Origin of the sequence: Formosa algae, assembly GCF_001439665.1 — a bacterium.
GTDB classification, from domain to species: domain Bacteria; phylum Bacteroidota; class Bacteroidia; order Flavobacteriales; family Flavobacteriaceae; genus Formosa; species Formosa algae.
In genome coordinates this window covers 44619-70367 of record NZ_LMAK01000010.1, presented here as the reverse complement: position 1 = coordinate 70367, position 25749 = coordinate 44619, and the positions used below count along the sequence as shown (strand labels likewise).

General features: G+C 35.7%; 16 protein-coding genes. 1 reads left to right on the top strand and 15 read right to left on the bottom strand.

Going from position 1 to position 25749, the window contains the following annotated elements; translation table 11 throughout:
• The gene (locus AST99_RS03535) at positions 1-996 is read right to left on the bottom strand and encodes a Kelch repeat-containing protein (RefSeq protein WP_057779194.1); all 996 of its coding nucleotides are present in this window, start codon (positions 994-996) and stop codon (positions 1-3) included.
• Between the two features lie 56 nt (positions 997-1052).
• Entirely contained in the window at positions 1053-1766 is a 714-nt protein-coding gene (locus AST99_RS03530) for a hypothetical protein (protein WP_057779192.1), read from the bottom strand.
• A 251-nt stretch (positions 1767-2017) separates the two neighbouring features.
• Here AST99_RS03530 and AST99_RS03525 point away from each other — a divergent pair, with 251 nt between their 5' ends.
• Entirely contained in the window at positions 2018-2470 is a 453-nt protein-coding gene (locus tag AST99_RS03525) for a ferritin-like domain-containing protein (RefSeq protein ID WP_057779190.1), read from the top strand.
• Between the two features lie 106 nt (positions 2471-2576).
• On the opposite strand, the gene AST99_RS03520 is transcribed toward AST99_RS03525, so the two are convergent.
• From AST99_RS03520 to AST99_RS03460, 13 genes are all read right to left on the bottom strand, one after another.
• Positions 2577-5495, bottom strand: a complete 2919-nt coding sequence (locus tag AST99_RS03520) for a CBM96 family carbohydrate-binding protein (protein ID WP_057779188.1) — start codon at positions 5493-5495, stop codon at positions 2577-2579.
• 329 nt (positions 5496-5824) lie between these two features.
• Positions 5825-7306, bottom strand: a complete 1482-nt coding sequence (locus AST99_RS03515) for a sulfatase family protein (protein WP_083495590.1) — start codon at positions 7304-7306, stop codon at positions 5825-5827.
• Positions 7307-7543: 237 nt separating this feature from the next.
• Positions 7544-9196 (bottom strand): glycoside hydrolase family 172 protein, encoded by a 1653-nt coding sequence (locus tag AST99_RS03510; protein WP_083495589.1) that lies wholly within the window; start codon positions 9194-9196, stop codon positions 7544-7546.
• Positions 9197-9230: 34 nt separating this feature from the next.
• A complete protein-coding gene (locus tag AST99_RS03505) occupies positions 9231-10436 on the bottom strand; it encodes a putative glycoside hydrolase (RefSeq protein WP_057779186.1) in 1206 nt (401 codons plus the stop codon).
• A gap of 23 nt (positions 10437-10459) precedes the next feature.
• A complete protein-coding gene (locus tag AST99_RS18690; protein ID WP_069727793.1) occupies positions 10460-13231 on the bottom strand; it encodes an endo-acting ulvan lysase-like protein in 2772 nt (923 codons plus the stop codon).
• Between the two features lie 46 nt (positions 13232-13277).
• A complete protein-coding gene (locus tag AST99_RS03495; protein WP_057779184.1) occupies positions 13278-15233 on the bottom strand; it encodes a hypothetical protein in 1956 nt (651 codons plus the stop codon).
• Between the two features lie 326 nt (positions 15234-15559).
• Positions 15560-16360, bottom strand: a complete 801-nt coding sequence (locus AST99_RS03490; protein WP_057779182.1) for an SGNH/GDSL hydrolase family protein — start codon at positions 16358-16360, stop codon at positions 15560-15562.
• A 105-nt stretch (positions 16361-16465) separates the two neighbouring features.
• Positions 16466-17539, bottom strand: coding sequence for an SGNH/GDSL hydrolase family protein (locus tag AST99_RS03485; protein ID WP_083495588.1), 1074 nt, complete (start codon positions 17537-17539; stop codon positions 16466-16468).
• 109 nt (positions 17540-17648) lie between these two features.
• Positions 17649-20201: a beta-glucosidase gene (locus AST99_RS03480; RefSeq protein ID WP_057779178.1), complete on the bottom strand. Its 2553-nt coding sequence runs from the start codon at positions 20199-20201 to the stop codon at positions 17649-17651.
• Between the two features lie 259 nt (positions 20202-20460).
• Positions 20461-21495, bottom strand: coding sequence for a GDSL-type esterase/lipase family protein (locus tag AST99_RS18830; protein ID WP_232301573.1), 1035 nt, complete (start codon positions 21493-21495; stop codon positions 20461-20463).
• A 39-nt stretch (positions 21496-21534) separates the two neighbouring features.
• On the bottom strand, positions 21535-21735 hold the full coding sequence (locus tag AST99_RS03470) for a hypothetical protein (RefSeq protein WP_103191477.1): 201 nt from the start codon (positions 21733-21735) through the stop codon (positions 21535-21537).
• Positions 21736-21937: 202 nt separating this feature from the next.
• The gene (locus AST99_RS03465; protein WP_198151400.1) at positions 21938-23311 is read right to left on the bottom strand and encodes an alpha-L-fucosidase; all 1374 of its coding nucleotides are present in this window, start codon (positions 23309-23311) and stop codon (positions 21938-21940) included.
• A gap of 21 nt (positions 23312-23332) precedes the next feature.
• Positions 23333-25693 carry a PDZ domain-containing protein gene (locus AST99_RS03460; protein WP_057779174.1) on the bottom strand — a complete coding sequence of 787 codons (2361 nt, stop codon included), beginning with the start codon at positions 25691-25693 and terminating at the stop codon, positions 23333-23335.
• Positions 25694-25749 lie beyond the last annotated feature (56 nt).

The following is a 25749-nucleotide window of genomic DNA, read 5'->3' as shown; positions in this document are numbered from 1 at the left end:
CTATTCTGATAAGATAGAAATGCTATTTAATTCTGTGCTTCCTCCGCGTTCTGAACACCCAGAAGCGATATACAAATTGTTATTGTAGTGTGTTAATTGCGTGCCATGTCTACCTTGGTCTAGAGCTGGCCAAGTTGTCCATATTTGTGTGCTAGTATTCAAACATTCAACTTCGTTATGTGCTGACTTTTGCGTACCGCTTTCTCCTCCTGTAACAATTATATTATCACCTAGAGTTATGGCAGTTAAGCCTGCGCGTTCTGTAGGGATATTAGCATCTAAAGTCTCCCAAGTTCCGGTTTTAAAGTTAAAAACATCTATTTCTCCTACCGTTAAATCCATTACTTTTTTTATTTTCCCAGACGAGCGTCTACCTCCAATAACATATAACTTATCGTTGCATACTACAGAACTTGCATGATCTCTTGCTCGAGGTGCATCTGCTAAAACTTGCCACTTACCTGTTTTAAAATCGTAGCAATCGGCCCAAGCAACATGTCCGTCCCAATGTCCATCTAAAATACCACCAACTATGTATAATTTATCTTTATATATAGATGCCGTAGTCGAACCTCTAGAGCGGTTTTTAGGCATTGCAAAACTTTTAGACCAAACATCTGTTTTTGGATTGTAAACATACGCATGTTCTAAAGGCGTTTCGTGAATATATTTACCTGTATGTGCACCTACTGCATAAATCTGACCTTGATAAGACACACCTTGAAAATGATGAATTTCTAGTGGTGGTTTAGCGCCACTTGTCCACGTTTTGGTTTCGGGATTAAAAATAGAGACTTCTTGAATGCGTCTGCCTCCCGCTAAATAAAACATTCCTCCTGCTTCAACAAAAGCAGCTTCATGTCTCGCCACAGGTTTGCCTGTGCAACTTAATTCTTGCCATTGGGCTTGTGATACATCTTGAGCTTCAATTTCAGTAACAAATACAGAAAGTAAAACTATGAATACGCGGTTTAAAATGGTAAGTTGTTTTAACATAATAGTAAATTTTGAGTATTTTAAAACCTATTTAACTTAAATGTATTTTATATGAATTATTTTGTTCTTTGCGACCAAATTTCATGAATTGGATCACCTTTACTAGATAAACCTGTATGATGCCAATTACCGTCTATAAGTTCGAAATTGAATTTTAAACTTTGACCGACTCTGGAGTTGTCTTTAGAGAAAAACGTTATATTTTCTGTGTATTCATTATTAATAGTTGTGTAGGTTCCGCCACCTGTACCTTTAAATTCTTTCGTTTCTGTGTTATAAGCAATCCATTGAAAACGAGTTCCCGATAGTATTTTCATGGTTTTCCTAGGCACATCTGTAGATCTACTTTGTATCTTGCCATCTCGTACACGACCAGACATTAACCAAGCACCTTGTAGTTTTCCTGGTATACCATCATCTAGGCGTGTAAAAACAGAATTGAATCCCTCTAACTTTAAGGTATTATCGGTAATAGCAAATTTAAAGCTAACCATTTTACCTACAGCATCTGGTGCATCTGAATCGAACTCTACGTTTTCAATAATTAAATCGTCCTCCGTTTTCCAATTACCTCCTGTTGTATGAATAAATTCTCCTGTTTTAGCATTATGGGTAGAGAATACTTGGTAAGATTCAGAGAAAATAATTACTGTTTTAATTGGTTGTCCATTTTCAGAAGTACTTATTGCTTCCCATGCGCCGACAAGACTTTGTGCATTAATTTCTAATGATAAGAATGCACAAACTAAAATTACGATATATGTTTTCATGAATTTACATTTTAGGATCCTTAAAGATAATGAACGTACTTGAATTCAAAAACTTACACCATATTTAAATTCGTGTTTTAGGATTATAGACTCTCACTTTATAGGTAATGATTCAGAATAGGCCTTCACTTTTTTAAGCTAATTTTTAAATGGATTGCAACAATTAGCACGACAGACTTCTTGTAATTTTGAAAACAGAAGAACACTATAAACCAAGTTCTTTTTTAGATTATTAATCAAAAATTAAAATTATGAAAACTTACACAGATATTGTTGGAAACAAATTAAATGCTTTATTAGAAAAAACGTACGATGCCGAAAAGGGATTTGCTAAAGCGGCAGAAAATGTAAATGAAACACCGTTAAAAAATTATTTCAATAGAAAATCTCAGGAGCGCTTAACTTTTGGTCATGAATTAAAACAAGAGCTGGCTGCATACGGACAAAATATTGATAAAGGCGGAAGTATAACCGGACAAGCCCACAGAACTTGGATGGATATAAAGTCTGCATTTTCTGCAAATGATGAAAACGCTATGTTAGAAGAAGCTATTCGTGGTGAAAAAGCATCTGTAGAAGAATATCAAGATGTTTTAAATGAAACAGATTTACCTTTAAGCACGAAAACCATTTTAGAATCTCAAAAATACACGATTGAAAGTGGCTTAGAAAAAATTAAAACTGTTGAAGATATTAGATCTTAATCTATCTAAAAAACACATAGATTTTTAAATGAATCGACCTTAGTTCTTGCGAGAATTAAGGTCGATTTTTTTATTAAAAAAGTTAGTTGTTATTTAATATATAACGCTAGTCTATAATTAATTTCTTAGTAGATAATATTCCATTATTATTAAGACGAACAAAATAAATGCCGCTGTTAAACTGACTGACATCAATAGTTTGTTCGTTGTCTTGAATTTGCGTTTTAAGTACTAACTTTCCTAAAACATTATAAATAGCCATATTGGCTCCTGCAGCTCTTGAGATGCTAAACTGATTAGTTGCTGGGTTTGGGTATAATGCGACTGTTCTATCATTGTATTCTATACCTAAAGCTTCATCGTAATATTCTATGACTAATTGAGGAGGTAAATTATCTTCAAACTCTTTACTATACCAGTCTATCCCAATGCCACTATTTGCCGGATCTTTTATGGCCATAGAAATTACTTTATCATTATTATACTCTTGTGCCACATAAGAAGATGCATCCCACTCACTCCAAGTTGATGGAATGGTTGTTACACTAGAGCGTTCGTTTTCGTAACTTGGTTTGTTATTCCATGTAATTTCAGACTCTACCCAACTATCATCCGCTACATCATAAATGACTCGTAAATCTTCATATCTGGTGCGTTGGTACATTCTTAATTTTGCAGAAACAATAGGTCCTGGTACTGTACTTAAATCAAATTTTAAATACACATAACGGGCATCTAATTTGGTTACCATACTTGTAACGTCTCCAAAATTATCATTTGCTTTACTTTCATGAACATACGCATCTGCATCCACAATTACATCAAGTGTGCCACCAATTTGTGCTACAACATTTAATTCTTGAGTAACTTCAGGAGCTGGATTAAATGCGTCATTACCGTCTTGAAATGCTGAAATTGTAGTTACTCCTGTACCTACAAGATGTACTTTACCGTCTACAATTGTAGCTACAGACTCATTAGAACTGGTATAACTTACTACCAACTCTGAACTAGAAGTCGCCATAGGATCAAAATCTTCACTTCCTAAAACGTGGTAAGGCAATGTATAAAATTGAATGTCTTGATCTTCTTTTACAATGCCTGTTTTAGTAATTGTAAAATTATCTAATTTAAAAGCTTCTGAAGTTCCTCCAAAAGAAATTTTAAGACTTTGAACCCCTTTATTTAGTAACATATCCTCTGCAATCTGAAGAGAACCCCAATCTGAATTGTCCGAATCATCTGATGAATTAACTGGCACTGAAATAGCTTCCGTTTTATCCTCACCATTAAACGTTAATTTTATGGTACCATCGGCCTGACTTGCCGCATAATTTATAGAAAAACTATACAATGCTGTTTCGGGTACAGAAATGGTATATGTTAACCATTCTCCAGCTTCTATGGCTGTAATATTGTAATTATCGTCGCCTAATTCTTCTATATCAACACTATCAAAAACGCGGTAAGCACCAGCTGTATTTGTGGCACTTTTATCGTGATACACTCTACCCTCTCCATTTTTAGAAGGATCGTAATCAAAATTTTCAGCTTCTATAGTATTAGAAATATCATGCATGGCATACAATGGTAAACCCAAACCATCAAAACCAGAAATGGGATCGCCATAGCAATACATTGGTCTTCTCGCCGTTAATGCGCCCCAACCCAAGGCATCATTAGTCCAACCTGCAGCTTCGTAACTTGATAATTCAATCGCTTTATCTCTTGCACGTGTAATCCATTTTACCTCCTCTTCTGTTTTAAATCCACGTCCGTAATAATGTGCTACAGGCATTTCAAAAACAGGGCGTATACCAGGAAACTCTCCTACTCCAACAGGACTTATGGCCTTAGAATACCAACGCCCTGTTCTATCAAATCCTTCTCTAAACTCTCCTGAACTTACAGAAGGTTCCCATGGATTTGGCTGATCGTCGTAAGATTGGATTGCCGAAACGTTAAAACGCATGTTGTATTCTAGACCTAATAACAATCTGTCATTTGTAAAACTATACAAATCATCGCCTTGATTCCATGCCATTTCTGCCATTGATGTTAGTAAACCAATACCAAACATGGTGTGTTGCTGATCTCGTGAACTTTCCTGACATTGCCCATTATCCCATATATAATAGTTCATCAATTCATTATATCCATAATCTTCAACATCGTAACCTCTAGTAATACTATAGGTATCTGCATAATCACCTGAAGCTGTAATGGCATCACTAGTATTAGGCCCAGCAGGATATGGCAAATCATCTTCACGATGCGGAAGCCCTTGCACATACCTTAACGCACGGTCGTACATAATTTCATTATCTAAAAATATTCCCATAGCTAAAATGGTTCTCCATCCAGATAACCCTTGATTTCCATGTCTTACAGGGTCTCCTTGATAAGCACTCCAATAAAATGTAGTATTCGTTCTAATATTATCTGGCTCTGTAGTCGTTGAATACCCAGGATATACCAACATATCTTCGAAAGCTTTTATATCACTGTCACTCCAGCCGGTATATGTGCTCTTAATAATCTCTGCAGCCTCTATCATAATATAAGCGATTCCTCCGCTTAATGCTTCAGTACCTCCACTGGTCACAGAGGTTAAATTAGACCAAGCTTTAAAAATTTCGATAGCTTTATCTGCATGTCTAGTATCTCCTTCTATATACCATCGAAGGGCATTATAATAGGCCGCACGGATATCACTATTCCAAGCCCCATAGTTAACATTAGAATCTCGACCTAACTCTGTAAAACTAGCATCGCCTTGTACTACATAATCGTAACTAGATTTTTGATCGCTAACCATTTCTTGGTACGAAGAATACCAAGGATCTAATTGAGCATTAACCATATCTTTCATCCGGTCTAAATCGGATTGTTTATGTGTTAATCCGGGGTGAACAAATTGGGCTTGAGCAGTATAAAATCCTATAAAAAATAGGAGTATTATACTAATTTTTTTCTTTAAAAAAATGGGGGCGGTTATTCCCTTCTGAGTAAAATTTTGTTTCATAATTAAAATAATTAGTTTGTTAAAAAATAATCTTTAAACAACAAAAGCACGTATAGGTTTATTATGCATATTGTCTCTTTGTAAAGCTATTTTTTTAGTCTGAAACAGATTATAAATTATGGTTTTATAACACTAAACCATCACTCATTTAAGCACTAAAACCTATTATTATCAATATTTTACGTTATTCCCATAGATTTTTGAGCATAAAAAAAAGGGAGACTATAAGCTCCCTTTCTCTCTATGTCTTAATTTGTTTTAAATCAAATTGGTATTAGTGTTTTATAATTCTCAAATTGAGGTTGTAATACTTATTAGATGGACAATGTTTACTCAATTTGTGGCTGATTCCACAATCTATACGGATCGTCGTGAGCAATCATTTGTATCAACAATTCAGCTTCCATTTCGGCTAACTTTTCTGCATACTTTGGATTGTCTGCCAAATTAGTTTCCATGTCTCCTGACCTATGATGTTCTGGAAGATACTCGTTTGGATTTTCAGCCAAATTGAAAAGCTGTGTTTCTCTAACAGCGCCATCCATGACGTCGTACTTAATTAATTTCCAATCGCCTTTTTTTACAGTTCTCATTCCTGGTTTTGTTCCTCCAGCATATACGCCATACATCACATCTCTCACCACATCTTGCTCTCCTTTTAATACAGGAACAATACTTTTACCTTCTACTGTGCTCGGAATTTCGATACCTGCTAAATCACATAAGGTTGGTAATACGTCTAGTAAATACATATTTCCGTCTACGCGTTTCCCTGAATCTAAACCTGGACCTTTAACAATAAACGGAACGCGCCAAGTATGTTCGTATAAATTTTGCTTCCCTTGTAAGCCATGTCTACCAATTGCCATACCATGATCTGCTGTATAAATAATATAAGTATTTTCTAATTCGCCAGTTTCTTCTAGTTTCTTTAGTACTTTACCCAACTGAATATCTACATTTTCTGAACATGCAAACTCACGCCCCAATTCATTTCTGATGGTATTTTCATCTCTATTTTTCCAAACACCACTTACACGTTCTTCATCACGAAGTTCTGGATGACCGTGAAAAAACGGATGTGCTTCTAAATAATTTTCAGGAAGCTGTGGTTGTTTTTCATTTAATGGCGGAATACTATTTTTGTCTTTATGATTGATTGCTCCATATTTATCTAACAATTCTGGTGTTCCATTACGCGTATCATGTGGGTGAGAAAATCCGAAATAGATAAAAAACGGATCATCATCTTGAGTTTTTTCTCTATCGTTTAAATACGTTAAGACTTGTTTAGCATGCCATGCACTTCCCGTTTCTTCTGTCCCTCCACGTTTAGTGGCATCTTTTACTACTGTAAATTGTTTGTTGGCGTTAGGATAGGAATTTCCCTTTTTACAAGTCCGCATCGTTTTATATCCCGCACTATTAAAAACAGCACCAATGGTTTGTTCATCTATTTCATTTGCTGTGGTATCTTTTTGAAATTCGGCACTACGAGGTAAATGCCAAACGGTACGTCCAGACATTATCATATGTCGCGATGGTGTACATACTGCCCCATTCATAGATCCCATATGTCTGGCTTGATCAAAAACAATACCTTCTTCTGCTAATTTGCTAATGTTTGGAGTCTCTAAAATCGATTTTGCATTATAGACTTGAAGGTCTAAAGGCGACTGATCGTCGACTAGTACAAAGAGGAAGTTTGGTCTTTTTGTTTCAGTTTCATTTTTTGCTTCTTGTTTATGTTCTGTTTTACAACTGATAAATGTCGTAATTAAAACAAGTCCTATAAAATTAAAAATTTTCATTTGTAATGTTAGTTTAGTTGTTTATAACAAATAATTTGGTTGAATACCTATAAATAATGTATTAATGCCTTGTAATGTAAGCCTTTTTAGTATCGCTATTTACCATGCACTAGCCTATTCAAATTCACGAGTAAAAATATGATTGTCGATAGTTTTCTTTAAATTCCTTTAGAATCTTACTAATTAATGTGTTTTAATGACTGAATTCTAAATAAAGCTATTTTTATTAAAATAGAATTACTTCTTATCTAAATAATCTGGAAATCCTTTTGGTAGTGGCGGAAGCTCTAACACCCCTTTAGGGTCTGGTGTTCTGTTAGATGTGGTGTTTGCATCTCCATACCAATATACGCCTACGCCATAGCCCATATCGCAATCGGTACCGCTCCAAACTTCCATATCTAATTGTAAAGATTTCTCGAACGGCATACCATCTAAGGCGCGTGTACGGGTTTCTGTACTGTAACCTGATGTATTTTTCTCATTGGTTGTTTTCGGATTGAGTTTATTGTATATATACGATCGTGGCTGTGCATGAAACGGATGTTCGTAAAACTCAGTACTTCGACCACCCCAAGAATACGCATAATAATCTTCTGTACCTGTTCCGAAAATGGATGGAAAGTCTTCCCCATCTACCCATATCTTCTCATCACCTTCACCCCACCAGCGTTTCACAGGATTCATTATTGTTAGAGCATCTCCAACATAAACTCCACGGCCTTTTAAAGTGACATAATTCCAATCGGAAAACGGACGTGTTGGCACAGGATATTGTCCGCGCCAAGCGGCATTAAAATACATACTTTCACTATCCCAAGTCCAATCGCCCACAGTTGCTTCTAGCTCAACATCTATGGTTTTCTTTCCTAAATTAAGTACGGTTATTTTTCCTGATTTTTGATACGGCATCACCCAACGACACGACATCGTTCCGTCTTCTTCCACAGTTTGATACCAACCTTGCACTGGATTTAACCCAATTCCTGTTCCGAAAAAGTCTCCTATCGGTGTCCAAACGGTTTCTTGTCCGTCAAATTCCATTTTTAAAACAACAGAACGCGTAATTGCTGGATCTTTATAATCATCTAATTTTAATTTCAACGAGCGCACTGCTCCTACACCTTGAGGTAATTCTACAGAAGCTTCCTTATTCGATTTAATTTTTTTATCTATAGAAATTAACTTACCGTCTGTAGTGTTTTTTGGATTATTTAGTTCCTCTCCTACTTTTGCGATAAGTGGTTTTGCTTTATTAAAATCATCCATAGTAAAGGTTTTTACGGGTGTACTTTCATCGTAAGCACGATAAGTATACTGAAAAAAGAACGGTTGTTTTAAAGCTGTAATTTTACACCCTTTGGCATACGGAATAGGAAAAAAGGAGACTCCCGAGCGTAAAGACGGGTGCGCAAATGGCGGCGGAATAAGTCCTGTACCATCAAATAGCGTAATCATATTACCTTCTATAACAGGCTCTGGATTTCCATCTAAATATATACGAATAATAATGTCGCTACCAGGCTTAGTTTGCTCCAACCAAGGTGACCAAACTCGTACGATAGCGCCTGGTCCGAAATGCTCCATAAGCACCCATTCTTTTTCACCATTGGTTTCTTCGGTTCTAATAAAATTATGATCGGTGTCTGTTTTCGTATTATTATAATCGTGATTTGTAAACCACCCCACGGAATCTTCAACTGTTTTTGAAGCTCTATTGTAGCTACTCGCTTGATTTAGTCTAAAATTATTATCAGGGTAACGCGCAACAGCATCACGATCTACCATTTCATGTAACAGCGATTCTATTGATACTTCTTGGTTTTCTTGAGCTGTGAGAAGCGCACTAAAACCCAAAGCAATACAACAACATACGATTTTTATTCTCATAATTATTAATTTATAAAAGGATTAAAACTCCTGATTAATGCCAAGTTATTTTAGCTTTCTTAGTGTCTGTATTTACCCAAACACTAGCGTGATCAAATTCGCGAGTGAAAACCCATCCATCAGCCGTTTCTCTTTGAAACTCACCTTTAGGTGCACCCAATGGTTTTTGTAATGCAGGATATTCTACTAAGTTTCCATCTTCTAAATTCCATCCCCAATTCCATTGAAAATACGAATACGGTTGCGCTCCGATTAGGAAACACGCATGAAAATATTCTAACTGATCTTTAGAGCGTTGTTCCATACCACCATCTGTGTCGGTTGCCCCAATAGTAATATCCGTTTTCTTTTTTCCTTTAGCTCCGAAACGGTAAATTGATATTTTGCCATCTTTCGCAATTCTAGCCATATCCTTCCATTCTTCTAGCAGATTTTCTTTGTCGGTAACACTACTATTGTAGTGTTCAAAGAAGAAGGCATCACAATGCGGATAGACCTCCTCGGTTTTAGCGGCATTATTACCAACTAATATTTTATCTGGTCCCATTTGTTTTTTAAGTTCAGCCATCATTTCACCTTTAGCTTGTGCTATTTCTACTAACTGATCATTAGGATAATCTGAATTTAATCCTACATTCATTCGATCGATAAAAATACCATCGGCTCCCGAGATCTCAATGCCTTTAACAGCCGACTCGACCCACCATTTTCTAAAATCAGGATTTAAAGCATCAAAATAGTACGAAAAACCAGGTTTAGTTTTTACTCTTAATTTTTCAGTTTTCGGATCAACAAATAGAAATTTTTCTAATTCTGGGTTATTAGCAATACCTTCTGGCGTAAATTCTTTATTAAATCGCGGGTAAGGCCATGCTAAATATGAATTATAATAAAACAATACTTTGGTCTCTGGTTTTATCTTATGAAACGCTTCCACTTCATGCTTTGTCCCTAAAACCTGATCACCAAGTTCATTATAGGCATGCGATTTTTCAATACAGATGAAATCGGTGCGATCGGATATAAATTTAACCTCATCCGGTTTTAATACACGGTCTATATCTCCAAAATGGTAGTACATGGGCGTCGCGTCCCAGCTAAATTCTGGATAAAACGATTTTGCATTAGATGCCGTGTCTTCACTAACTTTTTTATTGGTTGATTTCTTTTGCTCACACGAAGATAATCCTATGATTAGCAAGCAAATTATACTTAGTGTTCTACTCTTAAATATAGTCATTTTGTTTGTTTTTATTTTTATTTCTAATTCAATGTAACCTCACGCAATTCACTTACACTATACGTCTTTTCAGAATTGTTTTTCGTAATGGTTACAGGAACTTCATTATCTAATAGGAATTCGCCATTTTTAAATTCTAAAACTACATTTCCAAGTTCAGTTGCCGAAATGGTATATCCTTTCGCCTTTACCTGCTTTCCATTTCCAATAAAAATTACCCAATCGCCATTGGTTTCTGTCCCCACTAAAGTATAGGTCGCATCGGTTTGCATATCTTTATAGGTTGCAGTTTTATGATTTACTGAAGAAAACACCACATCTTTACGCCCTGATTTGCTGGAAATCTCTAAACCTACAAATTCTGAATTTTGATTTTCATCTTCAAAACTTGAAATATTCACGATGCTTTTACCATTTTTTGAAGTAAATGGTTCGTAAACTGAGACAAATGGTTTTTCCCAAGCCACACCATGTTGTCTAGCTGCCATTGTTAAATACGGTGCTTTATCGACTTCGTAAGGTAAACCACTATTGCCTTTGAAAGCTTTATGTGGTGGCGATTTAATTGAAAACACTTCGCGTCCTGCTTCACCCTTCATCCACAAATTCATAAAAACATCGTCTTGACCTTCGGCCATATCTATTTTCCATTCGGCTTGATAATCATCTTCTAATTTTATGGATTTTTTATCCCACATATAATCAAACGCGTATAAATGTCCGCCTGCAAACCCCATCTCCTCACTAGGCGTGAGATTTAAAGGTTTCCCATTTGCATCCATAATGCTCATACTCTGACCTAAATTATGATAGAAATAATCGTGAAACTTATCGCCTCCTTTTTGTTTCTTGGAGCGGAACACATCGATATAATATCCTGTTTCTGCTCCCGTTTTGACAATACTTACCAAACGTGTTTGATCGCTCTGGGTTTCTGGTTCTAAGAAATACACATCGGAATAGGTTATATCTTTATAGTAGCCTGTTTTTTGTTCAGATTTTGGATACTCACCTTTTAAATCGAATGCGTGGTAACTCAACATTTCGGTATACGAAGACACGCCGTCTACCATGACTGTGTTATGCGCAGGAAATTGCGAATAATACTCTAAATAAATAGGTTGTAAATACCCAGCGCCTTTTCCAGGATCGCCACCTTGCACATAGCCTTTACCATACAATTCCATATTTATACCGTTGGCGTGCATATGGTTCCCTAAAGATCCGTTTAAAGAGACCATCATCCCATCTGTTCCAGTGCCCATACGTTGTACGTGCCAACTTACGTTTGGTGCGTAAAAAGTTTGCGTAATATAATCTTCTAGCTTCCCTTTTTTATATTTCGGATTAAGTTCTAAAGGTTTACTTGCAAAAAATGAGCTGATATCTGCTTTGGGTTTTCTCATTTTCCCACCTTTGTCTTCAGTAAATAATTGATACAAGCCTGTAAACTCTTCTTCCAATTCTTTATTGCCTGTGTTCTGCCCCATACGAATCATATCAGAAAACGCATCTGTATATAATCCGCCATAATTACTATCTCCAAAAGCCACAGTTTGACCATTCGGGAATAAGTATTGCGGTAACATTTTTACGGCGGTTTCCATAACTGGCATATAAGGCAAAATATTATGGTCGAAAGTGTTATTAAAGTCCTCTATAAAATGCGTTAAATCTTTAGTCACACCCATAGAATATCCAGGACATTCTGCCCAAACCCCATTTTCCTTATCATAGCCGTAATCTAAGAATTTGTTTAATGACCATTGGCGCGCTGAAGTGACATTTAAAATGTAATCGATATAATATTCGCGTCCTTTTTTATCGTTATAATTTTTATTGTCTTGAAGTACCATTGCGGCTTTTAAAATAATTTTAGCCTGGTGCAAATTCCAGTTGTTTTGAGGCACTCCGTTTTTAATAATTTGATCAATCCAACGTTTTATGGTCTTATCGTACATGGCAATATCTTTAGCATGATTTACTTCGATATACGGGTGTAAAAAATCATATAATTCTGCAACATGAATTAATACATTGTCATGAATCACTTGAAAATTGGTGAAGCCAACCAAGGTTTGAATGTGTCCGTTTAATAAATCTATAGGTTCGCTACGGTACGACATCCCTTCCATATACGTATGAAAAATGTCGAACGCAAATTGTGCAAAAGCCGGATCATTTTCTAACCAATACATAAATGCGGCATCGCGACCAAGTTCTATAATACGTTCGTTAATGGAGTAAATAACACGACCAGTTTTAGAAATTTCTGCCCATTCAAACGGATGTCCTTCTTTACTTCTATTCGGTAACCACAATCCTCTTGGGTCGTCCATATATGGCTTAACATCTTCTAATTTTGGTGTGCCATAAGGTGTTGTATAATCACGGGATCCCACAAAACGTACGGTTGGCACTGGCGCTTCACCATCGGCATGCGAATAATTTATACCATTCACATACACATTAGTCGACTTGGTTTTCCAGTACATTTGCAGACGAGAAACCATCCATTCTGGATCGGTTTTATGTTGTTCTACATAGTGATCGATGCGGTTATGAATACCATTAGACACCTCTTGCGCCCAAGTTTCCTTTTTAATGGTTTTTAGTAAATCTTTTTTCTCAGATTGGGTAATATAAATTCGTGGATAGCCTTGTTCTAATTCACTTGGCAATGGAATCTTCTCTTGATTTTGTGCTTGTAAAACCATTGTACACACACATAATCCGAAGGTAATAATTCCTCTTTTTAGCGTTTTTAAAGGTATTTGTTTATAGGTAGTAAACATGTTTATTTAAGTTAGTTTGTTTGTTGCTTGTTTGAATAAAAATGAACTAAAGTGGAGTATACACAATAATAATCTTACCTGTATTTACCGCTTTATTTGCTTTAATTCCTATACGGAATGCTGGGCCACCTTCTCTTAAATGTTTTACTGGCACCTGTTCGTCTTTTATGGTAACTTTAAATCCTTCACTTTTAATTTCAGCCTTTACTTTTTGATGTTTAGATGTTAAAATCACTGTTTGGTTATCTACCACTTCATAACTATTTAAGGTCATAATTGCCGTTTCGAAGGTTATAGGTTCTGAGGCCACAAAATAATCTTCAATAGTTATAGTTCCTGAACCCGATTTATCATTACTCATGGTACGCTCTAAAATTTCTAAAGCTGGAAATTCGTAAGCAGGCTTAATATCGACCACAACTTTGTCTGTATTAGCAGTAAAATCTGTATCCAAAAATACACCTTTAAATGCTTTACCATTGGACTGTAGAGTCTCATTTAGTCTAGGAATTGGGTGTCCCCAAGAGCTCCGTGCTGGATTTTTTGGAGAAAAAGCGCCAGCCGTATAAGATGGTGCACCAATATCTCCCGACATCACATCTCCGCCTAAAACTAAGGTATAAGTTCCCACATCGCTATGATTATGATTTTCGTCGTTATGTCCCGCTTTTAAGGCAATTGAAAATGGATTTTGCTGTTTACCTCTAGAAATAACCATTCCAAAATCTTCAAAATAGGTATGACTTGGTAATTCAGGAACTGTAGCTTGGCTACTCACTTCAAATAAAGCTGGATGATTCCAAGCGATAAGTTGCTCGGCAGCTTCTTCCATACGGATTTCTGTAGGTAGAATAGCATCGTAATGATAAGCCGATAACATATTCGCGAAATTACTTCCGCTACTTGATGTTTTAGACACGCCATCTGCAAAAGGAGCACAACGTCCGTCTTGTATCACGAAATTTTCTGGGAAGTTTCCAACGTTTTTAAGTTTTTCTGGATTATCAAATTTAAACATGTCGATATGTCCATCTGAATAATCGAATACAATCTGAGCTAAATATAAATAATGACTAAATCCGTAGCCCCAATATCCTAAACCTTCAGAACAATACCCGTCGTCTCCAAAGCCGGTTAGGTAATGAGACATGCTATTAATGGCAGAACCAATAGTTGCCAAACGTTTATCATAATCGTTAGAATTTGTAATCGTAGCTAAAACAGTTCCGCTAGTACACACTGAATTCCAGTTACTCGTTCCATCTATCCAAGTATTATTTTCATCTGCATGTTTGGTACTCGTTAAATAAGTGTCGGTAATACGTCTCTGAATTTCTGAAGCTATTTCTGCATGTAAATCTTCAGGTAATTTATCGTCTAAAAGAGATGATGCTATGGCTAAAACCGACCCAAATTTTCTAGCGCCTAAATCTATTGAAACACGACGACCTTCTAAAATACCATTATTACCATCGTCATGATTAGGATGTACCCAAGATTTCATGGCTATAATCGAATCTACATAAGTCTGGATTTGTGGTAAAAAGCGTCCTTTGTTTTCTAAACATTCGCCCAAAACATAATGTTCTAAACGATCCATAGTTCTATAATATCTCGGCTTATAAATGCCACGATTTCCTTCCTTATTTGCGCGACGATATATACTATCTGAAATAGGAACTTCTGGAGCTCTATCTAATAATGAATTGGCTTTAGCCAAATACTCTTGTCCTGATGTAGACTTCGCAATGGCGTTCCAATAGTTACGATTAGATATGTTTGGCGCTGGTTGAAATCGCTCCTCTGGCATAACTTTCTTTAGCATGTCTATTTGTGCTGCCGAAGGATAAATGGTATCTGGACTTGCAGCGGCAAGAAATGCTGAAATATCTAGATTACTTTTTTGTTTCGCTACCTTGTTTTGTACGCAAGAACCTATTAAAAATGGTAGGGCTACCAATGCAATTATTAGTAGATGTTTTAATTTTTGTTTTAGAGCCATAACTTTGATAATCTAGATAAGTTGTTTGTAAAAGAATAACATTGTTCACAGGTTTTTTATTCCATATAACAATGTTATTTTATTTATTCCACATTTCATCTAAATCATAGTTCAAAGCATATAAACTATGTTCCTTTATGATGTTTTCTGTTGATATACCCGAGATTTGTTCGACAAACGATTATATATTACAGAAAGATTCATAAAATACAATATCCTTAAAAAAGCCGAATTCTATAAATTTTTACATGATGAAAAAAGCACAAAAAAAGGCACTTAACAGAAATAAATTCAACAGAAAAAGTGATGCGTTTTCAACATAAAAATTATAGATTTTCTAAAATCACACGAGCTACTTCTTTACCTTGTTCTTGACTTCCTAAACTATTGTAATGTACATTTCCTGGCTCCTGAGCCCAAGATGCTTGATGGGGTTTTGTAAAGGCATATAAGTCGTTTATTTGGATATCTGGATACTTATTCAAGACGTCTAAAGCAGCCTTATTATATAAATTACTATCTCCGGACTTTCTTCCTTTGGCTCCTTCTGGAACTGACGTTGTTGTTGCAAAAATTAATTTTGCTTCAGGATAATTTGTTCTTAAATAGGTACAAATAGCATCTAATTGTAATTTATAATCACTTATGCTTGATACTTGTTTTCCTTTTAAGTTTAAATGCTTCCCTTTTAAATATTTTAAATCGTGCAATCCTACATTAAAATGAATGACATCCCATTTAAAATTCCAACCTTCTTCTAAGTTTGGCTGAAACATAGTATCATGCATTTTATTCATATTTGGAATAAAATCTTTGCTAGATCCTCCATTTTTAAACAACCGAATGACTGTTGCTTTTTCTTGTAAACTTTTAATAACCGTAGATGAATACATAATGGAAATAGAGTCACCATAAATTAGTACATTCGGTTTTCCCGCTCTAGGTCCTTTATAATTAAAAGCATCAGTTTTATACACAGATCCTACATTTCCGCATAACGCTTCCCACGCTTTTTTACAAATAATAGGATTCGCACCGTTAGTCTGCTTAAATCCAAAACATGACAATCGCACTCCGAATCCCAATACAGCAGTTCCTAAAAGGCTTACAAAGGTTTTACGTTTCATTTTTATTATAATTTTTTAATCCAAGAAGGTCTCAATTGGAATACCTTTATCTCATTCTTTTATTTATAGTGCCTATTCCCGATTTATACTGACTTCAAACAGATATTATTTATTTTCAGCTTGATATTTAGCGACTATCGCTGCGGCTAGTTTTTTAGCACCTTGTTTATTTAAATGCACACTATCTTTTAAATCGGCTTCTGAGGTTACAACACCTAAACCACGAACAAGATGTAAATTATCATATTCTTTCTGAAGCTTTTCAATTACCGCTGTGCTGCCATGACGCCAAACATCTATCCGATTTTCGGGATTTACTTTACCCACAACTGTAGTCGTAAATGTTTGTGATACACAAATAATATCGGCTTGCGGAAACCTACTACATAAACTACCAATAAGAGTTTCATAAATTGGTAGCACCCCATTAATAGGATCTGCTTCATACGTTACATCATTATATCCCCATAAAACAGTAATTAACCGTGGAGATAGCCCATCAAAATTTCGTAAAGTTTCTATCGATATTTCAGATCCGCCAGTAGCTAAATTTACGTAATCAAACCCTAAATCATCAGCCACACGGTAAGGGTATGTATCTATAGTTCCAGATTGCCCAACTCCATGTGTTATAGAGTTTCCAATGGCAACGTATAGACGCTTTTCAACTTTAGGTAAATCGGATAATGTGTAACCTTCGGACAACTCTAAACCTAAGAACTTCACTCCTGAAAAATGAGGTAGATACACGGCCCATTCGCTAGTTTCTTTAGATGGATTAGCAATTGTAAACTCTAAATCTTTAATAAAATCATAAGCCTTAACATCGTCTTTAAAAATCGTAAACCGTCGCTTTCTCCCTTGGCTATTTTCTAATTTATCAAATTTTAATGTTATAAGCGGACTGTTTGTTTTAAAACTAATACTAATTCCCGGTTGTGTTCTTGCTCGCGTTATTTCTAACGTCCCATCAAAACCTGAATTAAAAAAATCTTCTGTATAGCGATGTAGCTCAGCTTCGGATTCTGTGACCTTCGAAAACAGCACACCATTAAACCGCAAAGCCCTATCGTTGGGTTTTATAAAATTACTTTCCCTAAAATTAGATTGCTCTTGTGCCGATACCATAAATATAGCACTACAAAACACTAAAAGCAAGCTGATTTTAATTCTATCCATAAAGCTTAATTATTACATATTTTAGTCTACCGGTTACTTATATTACTCCTAGAGGTATAACATACCATAATTGGTTTAACTTCTTTTTAGTTGAAGTAAATCAATATCTCTATTTAACTGTTATAATCTGTTTCTCTACAATTTCTGCTGAAGACTTCCCGATTTGTATCTCATATCGTCCAGGATTAACAACATATTTTTGTTTATTTACGTCCCACCACTGCATATCATCCATAGAAAAATGTAATGTTACCTGCTTCGTTTCTCCTTTAGCTAGGGAAATTCTTTTAAAAGCCTTTAACTGACGAATGGGTTGATAAACTTCAGAATCTAAATTGGATACATATAATTGAATGACATCATCACCATCCATAACTCCAGTATTTGTTACATCCAAAACAGCTGATACTTCTTTTTTATTCTGTGTGACTTTTAATCCTGAATAATTAAACGCTGTATAACTTAATCCATATCCAAACGGATAGGTTACATTATCTTTCATATACATATACGTTCGTCCTTTACTGATTTCGTAATCTTCAAAATCTGGTAATTTATCAGGATCGGTATAAAAGGTAAGCGGAAGATGTCCAGAAGGATTTACCTTACCCGTAATTAATTCTGCTAAAGCATAACCACCTTCTTGACCAGGAAACCATTGTAAAAGTATAGATGGCACAACATCATTTAGTTCGGATAATTGCATGACTGTTCCGCCATTTAGCACCACTAACATGTTCGGATAAATTGCTGCCAATGCTTTTATTTCCTTCATCTGGTCTTCTGGTAAAATAGAATTCATGCGATCATGAGATTCTTTAGACATTCTCCAAGTAAGTCCACCGACATAAATTAATAATTTATCTTCTGGATTTTCAATAGTAACGTCTTCTTGTGGTTCTACCCATTTTAATAAGGCACGAGCAGGTTCTGCTTCTTCATTATAATACTCTACTTTTAAGTCTACAGTTTTTCCTGCTTCAAGAAAAATGCCTTGAGACTCTTCATTGTCTGATGCTTTACTATGCCAATTATCAAGAACTTTTTCATCGTTTATCCAAACCCGTGCACCGCTTAATGCTGTGATTGAAAAATAATGAAGTCCGGTACGATTAGGCGTTAATTCTGCTGTCCAACGCGCCGAAAAGGTAGGCTGAGGAATTTCAGGATCTATATGCGCTAGAGGTTTTGGTAAATCTAAATCGAAACCACGATCTGTTCTTACCGAAACAGGCTCTCCTTCAAGTTTAGTTCCTGCAAAATATTCACCGGTTACACCTTTAGTATTGGGCCTTCCTGGAACATTTAGGTTTCCTTCAGGAATAAATAACCACTTACCACCCAACTGACTCTTAATTTCGAATTGATCTCCTGCAATTGCTTTCATACCCAACATAGGTGTTGCAGCTATACCTGCAGCATTTCCACTATAAGCTCCAAAAGGCGCATCGTTTACATAAGGACCGGCGAATAGAATAGATTTGTATTTTTCTGGAGTCGCAGGAAGCACCTCATTTTTATTTTGCAATAACACAGCGCCTTCACGAGCTATTTGTCTAGCAATTTCTAAATGATGCTCTGCCCCCACCACAATTGTAGATATTTTAGTATACGGATTATCTTCATCTGAACGTAAAAGTCCCAATTTAATACGCGTCGCCAGATTACGAATAATGGCTTGATCTAAATCTGATTCTTTCATTAAACCTTGTTCTACTGCTTGCTTAGACCATGTTCTTTCGTTTACTTCTCTAGCTCTATCCGACCCTGAGTACATATCTACACCAGCTGTAATCATCAGCATTGCTGCTTCAGGTCCATTCTTTGCATATTTATGTTTTTCGACCATATGTCCTGGCACACCAACATCGGTTACGACTGTACCATTAAAGCCCCATTCGTCTCGTAAAATATCGGTTACTAACCATTTATTCGCAGAACAAGGAATACCATTCAACCCATTATAGGCCGTCATTATAGATTCTACATCTGTTCTTGCAATCACATCGCGATACGCTGGAAAATAATACTCACGTAAGGCACGTTCTGAAACATCGGGACGGACATATAACCGGTTATGTTCAGTATTATTGACCACAAAATGCTTAATAGTTGCTACAGTTTTCAAGTAATTTGGATCGTCTCCTTGCAATCCATTTACAAAAGCAGACGCTAACTCTGTTGTTAAAAACGGATCCTCTCCATAGGTTTCTTCTGTACGGCCCCAACGCGGATCACGTGCCATATTTATTACGGGACTCCATAAGGTTAAACCGTGATAGCGTTTAGATTTATCCTCGGCAGAATCGGCATTATTTAATGCACGAGCTTCATCACTAATAGCGGTTGTCATGTCTTTAATTAATGACGGATTCCAACCAGAAGCCATAGACAATGGCACGGGAAACTGCGTGGCCTCACCGCGACGTGCTACACCATGCAAGGCTTCGTTCCACCAATGGTGTCCTGGAATATCTAAACGATCTATAGGCAAACTCGTCATTTCTATGAGTCCAACTTTTTCATCTAAAGTCATCTGACTCACCAAATCCGTTGCTTGCTTTGTAGCTTTTTTATGAAGTGCTGTTCGGTCTTGTGCCAGGCTAACCTTTACCAAGAGCATACACATACTATAGAGCGCTATTAGAATATATTTTTTCATAACATTTAATTTCTTTTCAACTTCAAAATCGAGCAAAAACACATCGAAACAAGTTTAAATTAATTATATACACAATACTATAAATTCTATATTAATTAGCTTATAACTCATCAATCAAGAACTATAAATTATGGTCTATTTTGAGATTCGTCATATTTTAAATACATATAAATCCGTAAAAAATGTCTTAAAAAGAAAAAGCCTCATAATTACTTACAAAAAGTAGTTAAGAGGCCATATATTAAATGGATTTAATGATCTATTTAAGCACTTTGGATATAGCATCATTCACCATAGGCTCCATAATTAGGTAACCATCAGTATTTGGATGCACGGTATCTCTACCTAAATCCTTTTTCAATCCTTTTTCTGCATTTACCATTGGTGTATAATAATCTAAATATGTAATATTATGTGCTTTGGCATAGGCTTTAATTAGTGTATTTAATTCTATAATTTTATCTGCAGGCTCTATAGATGGACTCCAAGAATAACTACTCGCAGGTAGTACAGATGCCAAAATAACTTTTATGTTATTGGCTTTCGCCAACTCTGCCATAGAAAATATATTTCCAGCAATTCGGTCTATACTTATGACTCCTCTATTCCCAGCGATATCGTTAGTCCCTGCTGAAATCACAACCACTTTTGGTTGTAACTCTATAACATCTGGTTTAAAGCGTAACAACATTTGCGCACTTGTTTGTCCGCTGATTCCTCTATTCACATAATTTGGATTATCCTCAAAAAACACACCGTGATCTCTATCCCAATTATCGGTTATAGAATTTCCAATAAACACCACTCTGTTTTCATTTTTAGCAGGAGCTTTTAGTTCTGAATTTGCTTTACGATAACGTCCTAAATTAGCCCAATCTTCTGTAGGCATTAATACTATTTTTAGAACTGTAGCACTATCATTTGGAGCTATTTCTGGTACAAAAACAGTTAAGTTCCCATCTATTAATTTTGTTTTTAATTTTTTAGCTCCATAATCTAAGAAAGCTGTTCTTAGTTTAAGATTTCGATCGATAATCAATTTTCCATCTTTTGGCCAATCGGAAACAATAGCATAAACCACATCATCTTTTTTGGTATAGCTCCCCCAACTTGGTTTTTCAAACGGACTTTCAGAAACATTATAAATAGCTTCTTGATTTGCCAATTGCCATGCTTCACTAAACTGGTCGAAATCTGAATTTGGTTTCTGATTCGCATTTTCTTGAGCGTACCCTGTACTCGTATACGCTATTGCAAAAACAAAAAGAATTATAGTTTTTTTTAAAAAATTCATTTTATATAATTTTAGTTGATTATCCTCTGTTTAACTATTTTATTTTTCATCTTTTTTTAATGTTCTGAGATTATATAAATTTACTAATCCCATAAATATTGCAAAGAATAAAAAACGGAATATGGACTTCCATATTACAATTTCTTTTGTCCCCCAATATTCATCAACCCCCATGAGAATAGTATATAAAATCCCACAATACAAACCTGTTTTTATTGATCTTTTTTGAATTGTATCCATATTTATATTTTTAAAATTTTCCATTCCTATTCATAGTAAAGTCTGCAATACATACCAAGTCCCGCTTAAACAAAAAAAATAACATTGCAGCAGACTTATACAGCCACTACAATGTTATTATTTTTCATTGACATTTATTTTAAATTATAGTTCTAATTCTATAAACCAAGATCTAAAACACGCTTCTTGCAATAAAATTGACTTATTTTGCTAACTCAATTTTAACAACAGACACCGGAGCATCTGGAGCGATCATAGGTACATCTATAAGTAATTCACGAGATGTTCCTAGTGTTTTTAATTCTTTTGTAGGATCGATTAATAATGTCGCTTTTTTAACTTTAATATCTTTATTTAATTTTAAAGTACCATCTTTTGGCCAATCAAAAATATGAGCGTAAAGCACACCATCTTTTTGAGTATAACGCCCCCATTTTGGTTTTTCATACGGACTTGCAGATGCGCCGTATATTGCTTCGCCATTTTTCTTTGTCCATTGTCCCATTGCATCTAATCTGCGGATACTTTGTGCAGGAAATCGTCCGTAACCATCAGGGCCAATATTTAATAAGAAGTTACCTCCTTTAGATACAATATCGACTAATTTCTCAATTAAATCTGTACTACTTTTCCAGTTGTTATCGTCTGGTTTGTATCCCCAAGTTCCATTCATAGTCATACAAGCTTCCCAATCTGAATCGATTCCTGTATCTGGAATTTCTTGTTCTGGTGTTCCAAAATCTCCTGCAAATTCTCCTGGATGATTATTCATACCGTCCATTCCTGTACGTCCTTTATCCACTCTATTATTTACAATAGTATTTGGCTGAATATCACGAATGTATTTATACAAATCTTTACCCATCTCTGTAGTATAATCTGAAATCCAGTCGCCATCAAACCAAACCACACCTATATCGCCATAGTTTTTTAATAATTCACCAACTTGAGGCTTCATGAATTTTTCGTAATACTCAGGAAATTCTGGATTTACAACAGATGGATCATCATGTTGAGAAATGTTATAATTTGGATATAAATTCCCTTGTGCTTGTGGATGATGCCAATCTACAATAGAATAGTATACACAAAATTTGATGCCTTGTTTCTTACACGCTTCAGATAATTCTTTTACAACATCACGCTTAAATGGAGCGGTATCCATCACATCGTATTTTGATACCTTAGAATCCCATAACGCAAACCCTTCATGGTGTTTTGTTGTAAGTACAATATATTTCATTCCTGCATTTTTAGCCATGGTTACCCAAGCATCTGCATCGAACAGTTGCGGATTAAACATTTCTGGATATTTCTCATACTCTTCAATAGTATAATCTAATTTATCCATGGCCCATTCTGCACCTCCTCCGGCGATTTTTGTACCACGTTCTCCTCCAATTATAGAATATGCCCCCCAGTGAATAAACATTCCAAATTTAGAATCTCTCCACCATTCCATACGCTCGTCATCCGATAATTTTTTCTTTGAACTTGCTTGTGCCATTATCGGCCCAGAATTTAACATGACCGCTAGCAGCAGCAAACACATGTTTCTTAACGTTTTCATTTTCATAGTTTGTTATTTTACTTTCAATTAATTTGTTCTTATTGTAATATTTGTTTCGGTTTGATTTCTCATTACGACAAGATCCATTTCATCTGTTGGATGTTCAACATTTATTTTGAAAAAATCTTGTACTGTTTTTACGGGTTTTCCTGCAGCTTTTAAGATCACATCTCCTTTTCTAATCCCTCCGTTTTGTACAGCTGGACTTGGTTTCCAAATACGCAAGACAATTACGCCTTCTGCTGTATTTAATCCGTATGCTGATTGTTCTTGAGGTGAATCTACAGTTTTTAACTGGTTTCTTAACCAAGCAACAACAGGACTACTTGTACTTTCTGAAGGATCTTTCAGTTCTGGAACTTCTGGTGTTTTAGCTATAGCTTTTAATTCTGCTTTCTGAACACCAAATTGATCCATTGGGAAATTTTTAAAGCCTATTTTTAAAGCCGGAGAATCTTCTGAAACAGTAAAATCTAAATGCTCAGGATCTTTAAATTTCGGATCTCCATAAGCGCTATTTAAATCGCGATCGTAAATTTGAGATTTCATCATAGCTGCTTCATTCGGGAATAAATTATAATCTAACTCTTTTCCCCAACCTAATAAACCGACATCCTGATACGCATCGCCTACAATATTGTGTTTAAATACATCCTCACTATTCGCAAACCACACATGCGGATGTAAAGAATTATTTACCATGATATTATTTTCTGCCACACGATTAAATCCTTCGCGTAGTTTTAGTCCGCTATTCAACATTAAATTATTATAAATATGATAATTTGAAGACCCATCGTCTAAATCGACATCCCAACCATGGTCACAACGGAAACGGTTATTTCTAATGATAGTCGTTTTTACAGCATCCCATGTATACATATCCGGAATTTCCATAGTTATACTATCCATTAATTGACGCTTTGGTAACCAAAAACGATCTCGTCCCCAAGAGTTAAACGATCCATGGTCACTAGTTTCTAAAACGGTATTAAATACATCGTTATGTTCTAAAACGTGTCCGCCCCAAGTTCCATCACCAATATTTATCCCCGCTCTTGGCACATCGTAAATACTATTATGACTCACAGTAATATCCATAGCCATAGCGATTTCCACACCTGCCGATTGCTTTTCTATGCGACCAATGCGATGAATAAGATTATCCTGCACTATACACTCCCGTGGAAACAATTCGTTTTTTGGTCCAGCTACAGTATCCATATCCTTTAATTCTACGAATTGTCCGTAATTAAAAGATGGAGAACGCACAGCCGACGGATCGCCAATAAAAGACACCGCACTAGCACCATTATCGTGCATGTGATTTCCTATAACTTGAAGTCCTTTATTATACTTACTCGCCATAATGACGTTACCGCCTAGATTTACAAATTCATTATGTTCCACAATACAATTTTCTGTACCTTCAAAATACACAACACTTCCTCGGTAAATAGACCAATCGCTTCTTAAAAGTGGTTCGTAGTCTTCCATAAAAGTACGTGTTGTATTTTGAAATGACAGACCGCTAATAGTTACATTTCTAACTGGCTTTTCTAAAGTCCCAACCACCTGAATTAAATCTTTAAGTACAGCAACTTCAATTTTTGCTTGGTTAACATCTAGGTTTTCTTTTGGCCAATAATATAATTTATGAGCTGATTTGTCTAAAAACCATTCACCTGGACTATCTAATTCTTCAAAAACATTTTCTACCATTCTAAACTCTTCATGTGGTTTAGAACCTCTATTATTTTGATGACCTCCTTCTAGAATGGCTTCCCCATTTTCATCTATTCCAGAGATAACGAAATGAAATCCGCCCCATTTCCCGCCATGTAAAGCATGAAAAAAAGCACCCTTTGGATTTTTCCAAGTAGCCAAACGAGCTTTTGAAATCGCATCGGCAGCAGAACCGTTCCAATAATGAGCATCTGCATCAAAATTAGGATAACGTGCTAAAATTTGAGGTTCATTATTGATCACTAACTGATCGAAATCTAAATGTTCTGGCACTGTACTTACCAAAATATGATCGTTATAATACTCCCATTTGGGTTGAATAATTTCTGACCCTTTGATACGTACTTCGTTAGCTCCTGCACCTTTAATGGTAAGATTACTTAATGTCGCTGGAATTTGAATGGCTTCAGTTAAATAATAGTCACCAGGTAACATATGAATAATTAATTCTGAAGCATCTGCATTGGTTCTTAATTCTGTCGCTTTGGCAATCGCTTCATTAAGACTTGCGTAAGGTTTCGACTCACTTCCATCGGCATTAGCGTCGCCATCTACAGACACGTAAATCTCTTTGGTAGGCGATGGCGATGTACATGACAAAAACGTTACTAAAATTAATATTACAAAACTAAATGTCTTCATGTATGTTATATGTTCTGATTGTTAATGATTCAATAAATTTAATACCTTATACAGGA